Annotated in this window: 5 protein-coding genes; 3 read left to right on the top strand and 2 right to left on the bottom strand. The window is 71.4% G+C overall.

Annotation, left to right across the window (positions count from 1 at the left end):
• The first annotated feature begins 394 nt into the window (after positions 1–394).
• Together KVT45_RS35935 and ptsP are read left to right on the top strand one after the other, a co-directional pair.
• Positions 395–844 carry a PTS glucose transporter subunit IIA gene (locus tag KVT45_RS35935; protein WP_217553356.1) on the top strand — a complete coding sequence of 150 codons (450 nt, stop codon included), beginning with the start codon at positions 395–397 and terminating at the stop codon, positions 842–844.
• A gap of 110 nt (positions 845–954) precedes the next feature.
• Positions 955–2,625 (top strand): phosphoenolpyruvate--protein phosphotransferase, encoded by a 1,671-nt coding sequence (gene ptsP / locus KVT45_RS35930; RefSeq protein WP_217553355.1) that lies wholly within the window; start codon positions 955–957, stop codon positions 2,623–2,625.
• A 69-nt stretch (positions 2,626–2,694) separates the two neighbouring features.
• Here ptsP and KVT45_RS35925 read toward each other — a convergent pair whose 3' ends face one another.
• Entirely contained in the window at positions 2,695–3,588 is an 894-nt protein-coding gene (locus tag KVT45_RS35925; RefSeq protein ID WP_217553354.1) for a hypothetical protein, read from the bottom strand.
• A gap of 22 nt (positions 3,589–3,610) precedes the next feature.
• Complete coding sequence (locus tag KVT45_RS35920; RefSeq protein WP_217553353.1) at positions 3,611–4,819, bottom strand: MFS transporter; 1,209 nt, start codon at positions 4,817–4,819, stop codon at positions 3,611–3,613.
• Positions 4,820–4,930: 111 nt separating this feature from the next.
• Here KVT45_RS35920 and KVT45_RS35915 point away from each other — a divergent pair, with 111 nt between their 5' ends.
• Positions 4,931–6,250 carry an aminotransferase class I/II-fold pyridoxal phosphate-dependent enzyme gene (locus tag KVT45_RS35915; RefSeq protein ID WP_217553352.1) on the top strand — a complete coding sequence of 440 codons (1,320 nt, stop codon included), beginning with the start codon at positions 4,931–4,933 and terminating at the stop codon, positions 6,248–6,250.
• Positions 6,251–6,260: the final 10 nt, after the last annotated feature.

The following is a 6,260-nucleotide window of genomic DNA, read 5'->3' as shown; positions in this document are numbered from 1 at the left end:
ACGCTGTTGAGTTCTCAAGGAACGGTCGCTTCCTTTGTACTCACCCTCTCGGGCTTTCCTCCGGGCTTCCCTTCGGTGTTCCAAACTCTATCAGTGTTTTTCCGTCCCTCTGACCACCCTCCCGCAGACATGCGGAAGGTGATCCCGAGTGAGGATCTGACAAGTTTGGGTGCTGCCGAGTAGCAACGCTTTATCGCGCCGCCTGGTCTCAAGCAGGAGTACGACTGTACACGGAGCCCTGAAGGCCGTGCAAATCGAATAGGGTGGTGGTCTAGACCACTAGCTGGTACCTTCCAAGCGGAACCGCCACTTCATATGACATACGCTGCTGCTCAGTGCCGTCCGGGACAAGCAGTGACGGCCCGTAAGCAGCTCCACTTCTGGGAGGCTTCCCATGACCACCGTGACGTCCCCGCTCGCAGGACGTGCCGTCGGACTGGCCGCAGTGCCGGATCCGGTCTTCGCCGGGGCCATGGTCGGCCCGGGTACCGCCATCGACCCCCCGCGTGAGCCTTCCGAGGTCGTGGCGCCCGTGGACGGAGTCGTCGTCTCTCTGCACCCGCACGCGTTCGTCGTTGTCGACGAGAGCGGCCACGGCGTACTCACCCACCTCGGTATCGACACCGTGCAGCTCAACGGACAGGGTTTCGAGCTCCTCGTCAACAAGGGCGACACCGTGACCCGCGGCCAGGCCGTGGTCCGCTGGAACCCGGCCGAGGTCGAGGCCGCCGGCAAGTCTCCGGTCTGCCCCGTCGTGGCCCTGGAGGCCACGGCCGGCTCTCTCTCCGACCTCCGCGAAGACGGTGACGTGAAAGCCGGCGACACCCTCTTCGTCTGGAACTGATTCGTCCCGGACCGACGACCCCGCCGCCCTGCCGTCGTATGACGGTGCAGGCGGCGACCACGACAACCACCGCGGCGGCGGGACCCGCCGCACTATCGGAGACGGGTGAGATGGAGACAACGCTGCGAGGCGTCGGCGTGAGCCACGGTGTGGCGATCGGCGAGGTTCGGCACATGGGAACGGCGGTGCTCGAGCCGCCTGCCAAGCAGATCGCCGCGGAGGAGGCGGAGCGGGAGCAGGGGCGTGCCCGACAGGCCGTGGACGCTGTGGCCGCCGACCTGATGGCGCGCGGCAATCTGGCAGGCGGCGAGGCCCAGGCGGTCCTCGAGGCGCAGGCCATGATGGCGCAGGACCCCGAGCTGATGGCCGACGTGGAGCGCAGGATCGCCGTCGGCAGCACCGCCGAGCGTGCCGTGTACGACGCGTTCGCCGCGTACCGCGAGTTGCTGGCCGCAGCGGGCGAGTACCTCGCCGGCCGGGTGGCCGACCTGGACGATGTGCGGAATCGTATCGTCGCCCGGTTGCTCGGCGTTCCGATGCCGGGTGTCCCGGACAGTGACGAGCCGTACGTGCTGGTGGCGCGGGATCTGGCGCCGGCCGACACGGCTCTTCTCGACCCGACTCTGGTGCTCGGTTTCGTGACCGAGGAGGGCGGGCCGACCAGCCACAGCGCGATCCTGGCGCGGGCGCTCGGTGTGCCGGCCGTGGTGGCGCTGCCGGGTGCCGGGGAGCTCGCCGAGGGCACGGTGATCGCAGTCGACGGCAGCACCGGGGACATCTTCGTGAACCCGACTGCGGAGAAGAAGGCGGCGCTGGAGGCGGCGGCCGCCGAGCGGAAGGCGGCGCTGTCCGCCTCGACCGGCCCGGGTGCGACCGCGGACGGGCACAAGATGCCGCTGCTGGCCAACGTGGGCGGGCCGGCGGATGTGCCGGCTGCCGTAGAGGCCGGTGCCGAGGGCGTCGGTCTGTTCCGTACCGAGTTCCTGTTCCTGGATGACAGCAAGAGTGCTCCTTCCGAGGAGAAGCAGGTCGAGGCCTACCGTCAGGTGCTGGAGGCGTTCCCGGAGGGCCGGGTCGTCGTGCGGGTGCTGGACGCGGGCGCGGACAAGCCGCTGGACTTCCTGACTCCGGCGGACGAGCCGAACCCGGCGCTGGGCGTGCGTGGTCTGCGGACGCTGCTCGACCACCCCGAGGTGTTGCGCACCCAGCTGACGGCGTTGGCGAAGGCGGCCGAGGGGCTGCCCGTCCACCTTGAGGTGATGGCGCCGATGGTGGCGGACCGTGCCGATGCGAAGGCGTTCGCGGACGCCTGCCGGGAGGCGGGGCTGCGGGCCAAGTTCGGCGCGATGGTGGAGATTCCGTCGGCGGCGCTGCGGGCGCGCTCGATCCTCCAGGAGGTCGAGTTCCTGTCGCTGGGGACGAACGACCTGGCGCAGTACACGTTCGCCGCGGACCGTCAGGTGGGTGCGGTGTCCCGGCTGCAGGATCCGTGGCAGCCCGCGCTGCTTGACCTGGTCGCGCTGTCGGCTGAGGCGGCGAAGGCCGAGGGCAAGAGCTGTGGTGTGTGCGGTGAGGCCGCGTCGGATCCGCTGCTGGCCTGTGTGCTGACGGGTCTGGGTGTCACCTCTCTCTCCATGGGTGCGGCGTCGATTCCTTATGTCCGGGCGATGCTGGCCAAGTACACGCTGGCCCAGTGCGAGCGGGCCGCGTTGGCCGCGCGTGCCGCCGACAGTGCGGACGAGGCCCGTGTGGCGGCTCAGGCGGTGCTGTCCGGCGAGTAGTCGGCCGGGGCCGTGATCGGCTGTGTTTTCCGGGGCGCTCCACCTGTGGGTGGGGCGCCCCTGGTGGTTTCAGTGGTGGTGGCCCGGTGTCGTCTCCTGGTCGCCGAGGTCGGGCGGCGCGCAGTAGTCGACGTCCGATTCCGGTGAGATGAGTTCTCCGGATTCGACGTCGGTGCAGTACGCGTCGAAGACCTCGCCGGCGGTGAGGGGCGCGAGGTCGTTGCCGCGCAGTCGCCAGCCGTAGACGCGGTCGGGGGTGCCGGGGGCGGTGGTGCGCATGACGAGTCCACCGGGGCTGTTGGTGGCGAGGCCGAGGGCGAGGACGCTGGTGAATTCGAGGGCTTCGGCCTCGTCGAGGTGGGTGGTGCCTTCGGTGTTCTGGTCGGCGTGGAGGACGGTGACGAGGGTTTCGGGTGGTCCGGAGACGCTGCACACGAGGTGCCGGTTGCCTGCCGGGGCGGTGTCGAGGATGCGGGTCAGGAAGTGGGAGGCGCGGGTGACGGCGGCGCGTCCGACGTCCTCTCCGCAGGTGGGGCAGGGGCCGAGGCGGGCGAGGAGGGTACTGGCGTACTCCCAGGTGGCCTGTCGTACGGCCTCGTCGACGAGGACGGGGACGAGGTCGGTGAGGGGTCGGCCGTCGTACGGGACGGTGGCGCCGGCGGCCGCGAGTTCGGCCGTGAAGCGGGTGCGGCTGGCCGGGTGGTCGGGGTCGAGTCCGGTGGCCGTGCAGAACTCCGCGTATTCCTCGGGGTCGAACAGGGCGAGGGTGGTGTGGGTGCCCTCGGCGGCGCGGGTCCTGAGGAGGGCTTCCATCTGGCGGAGGTAGGTGAGGTGGTCGTCAAAGGTGAAGGTGCGGTAGCGCCGCATGGCGCGGAAGTCGTGCTCGTCGGTCAGCAGGCCGATGGTGCCGGCGATCTCGCGGCGCAGGACGCGTCGCATGGTCCGGTGGTCGGTGCGCGCCATGGTTCCCCCTGTGAGCGGTCGATCAATGCTCACTCACAGTAACCGGCGCCACTGACAACGGGGGGTACGGAAGCCGGTCGCGAACCAGGTGGTGCTGGATTGCGCAGGTCAGGGCGATGAGGGTGCCGAATGCGGTCCAGCCCAGCGGTCCGGTGGCGATGGCGGCGGTGACGGCGAGCGGGCCGATGCTGCGCTGGGCGGACTGGGCGAGTCCGTGGACTCCGAGGTAGGCGCCCTGGGCGGTGTCGGGTGCCAGGGCGACGGAGAGCTCCCAGGAGATGGTGGCGTGGAGCATCTCGGCGACGGTGAAGGCGGCGGCCGCGACGGTGAGCAGGACGATGCCTGCGACGGTTCCGCCGGTGGCGGAGAGTGCCATCGTGATGCCGCCGAGGGCGAAGGCGGCGGAGAGCGGGACGAGGAGGCGGCGGGCGGCCGCGCTGGTGGTGCCGAAGCGGGCCAGGGGGACTTGGAGTGCCACCACCATCACGTTGTTGAGGACGAGCAGCAGTGGTGCGAGGCCGTGGGGGATGCGGTCGCTGTGGGCGATCCAGAGCGGCAGGCCGACCTTGAAGACGGCGTCGTCGAGGAAGAGGACGGTGTCGGTGGCGACGTAGGCCAGGTAGGCGCGGTCGCGCCAGGGGGTGGCCGGCCTCTCGGTCTTCGGCTCGGTCTTCCAGTCGGCCACGACCCGGGAGGGTGACGGGGGTTCGCCGCAGCGCAGGGTGAGGAGTGCGGCCGCGACGAAGGACAGGCCGTCGCCCGCGAGGAGCCAGCGGTAGGCCGTGGTGGTGCCGAGGGCCAGGGCCGCTGCGGCGGCGAGGCCGCCCAGGGCCCAGCCCGCGTTGGCGATGGTGCGGTTGAGGGCCTGGTAGCGGACGCGGTCGGGCCCGGCGATACGGGTGGCGTAGAGCTTGGTGAGGACGTTGGCCGCGCGGTCGCCGAGGGCGCCGACCGCCGAGACGGCGAGCAGCAGGGCGTAGTCGTCGGTGGTGAGCAGGGCGAAGGAGGCGAGGGCGCGCAGGAGTTGGAGTGCGATCAGTACGCGGGTGAGGGGCAGCCGGTCGGCGATGCGGCCGCCGAGCGGGGCGCCGGCGATGCCGATGGCGCCCGATGCGGCGGCGAGGGTGCCGACTTCGGCGAGGGAGAGGCCGGAGACGTAGGTGAAGTACAGGACCGAGACCGATGCCCACAGGCCGCTGCCGACGCGGTCGACCAGGGTGACGGCGAGCATTCTGCGTCCGTCGGGGCCTCCGGGGACGCGTCGGGGCCGTGCGGTCGCGCCGGGCTTCGTTCTCACTGCTCCCCCTTGCCGTCAATTATGTATTGATACATACTTGCCAACGTGGTAACACAATATGGGATCACCGGCACGACGGCCAAGGGGATTGCTGCGTCCGTGGAACGGGGCGTGGCCGAGGGCGCGTTGGCTCCGGAGGCGGCGCTGCCGCCGGTGCGACGGCTCGCGGACGAGCTGGGGGTGAGTCCGGGGACGGTCGCCACGGCGTACAAGGAGCTGCGGCGGCGCGGGATCGTCGTCACCCGCGGGCGGGGCGGCACCGTGGTGGCGCCGGCTCCGGCGGTGGCGTCCCGGCGTCCGCCGAGGGTTCCCGAAGGGCTCCGGGACCTGGCCGGGGGGCATCCCGATCCCGCACTGCTGCCCGGTCTGGTGCCGCCCTCGCGGCTCTCCCCCGGTGCCCGGTCGCACCGTTCGACGCCCCGGCTCGCACGGCTGGAGGAAGCCGTACGCGACTGGCTGGGGCCGGACGGCGTGCCGGTGGAGCATGTGACGTTCGCGCACGGCGCGCTGGATCTGATCGGCCGGCTGCTGTCCGTGGAGTTGCGGCCCGGCGACGCCGTGGCCATGGAGGATCCCGGATACCACCATCTGCTCGACCTGGTCCCGGCGTTGGGGTTGCGGATCGTGCCGGTGGCGGTGGACGACGAGGGGATGCGTCCGGACGCACTGCGCACCGCGCTGCGCGCAGGCGTGCGCGCCGTGGTGTGCAGCCCCAGGGCGCAGAACCCGTACGGCGGTTGCTTCTCGGCGGCCCGCAGGAATGCCCTGGCCGAGGTGCTGCGCGAGGAACGCGATGTCCTGGTGATCGAGAACGATCACGCGTCCTCGGTGGCCGACGCCCCGCTGCACTCCCTGACCGGGGCGGGGCTCGCGCGCTGGGTGCACGTCCGGACGGTGAGCAAGTTCCTGGGCACCGACCTGAGGTGGGCGGCGGCCGCGTGCGATCCGGTCTCGCTCGCCCGGCACGACGGGCTGCTGCTCCTGACGTCGGGCTGGGTCAGTCACCTGTTGCAGGAGACGGTGCTCGGCCTGATGACGGATCCGGGCACGCGCGCCCTGGTGGCACGCGCGCGTGCGACGTACGTACTGCGCCGCGAGACGCTCGCCGGGGAGCTGGCCGGGCGCGGGATCGGGTCGCACGGGGCGAGCGGGATGAACCTGTGGGTGCCGGTGCGGGACGAGTCGGCCGTGGTGAACGGGCTGCGGTCGTACGGCTGGTGGGTGGCGGCGGGGGCGCGCTTCCGGTTGTCGGCCGGGCCGGGGGTCCGGATATCGACCGCCGGGCTGGAGCCGGCCGAGGCGGCGCGGCTGGCCTCGGACTTCGCAGCCGTCCTGGGCGAGTCCGAGGCCACCTACGGCGGGTGAGCGCCCCCCG

The sequence above is a fragment of the Streptomyces sp. GbtcB6 genome, from assembly GCF_019091475.1.
GTDB classification, from domain to species: Bacteria; Actinomycetota; Actinomycetes; order Streptomycetales; family Streptomycetaceae; genus Streptomyces; species Streptomyces hyaluromycini.
The sequence above is the reverse complement of the archived record's forward strand: the minus strand, read 5'-3'. Positions and strand labels throughout refer to the sequence as shown.

What these genes read in the sequence shown, in the direction of transcription:
- KVT45_RS35925 (WP_217553354.1), bottom strand. Translation starts at nt 3,588, where the DNA reads ATGGCGCGCACCGACCACCGGACCATGCGACGCGTCCTGCGCCGCGAG.
- ptsP (WP_217553355.1), top strand. Translation starts at nt 955, where the DNA reads ATGGAGACAACGCTGCGAGGCGTCGGCGTGAGCCACGGTGTGGCGATC.
- KVT45_RS35935 (WP_217553356.1), top strand. Translation starts at nt 395, where the DNA reads ATGACCACCGTGACGTCCCCGCTCGCAGGACGTGCCGTCGGACTGGCC.
- KVT45_RS35920 (WP_217553353.1), bottom strand. Translation starts at nt 4,819, where the DNA reads ATGCTCGCCGTCACCCTGGTCGACCGCGTCGGCAGCGGCCTGTGGGCA.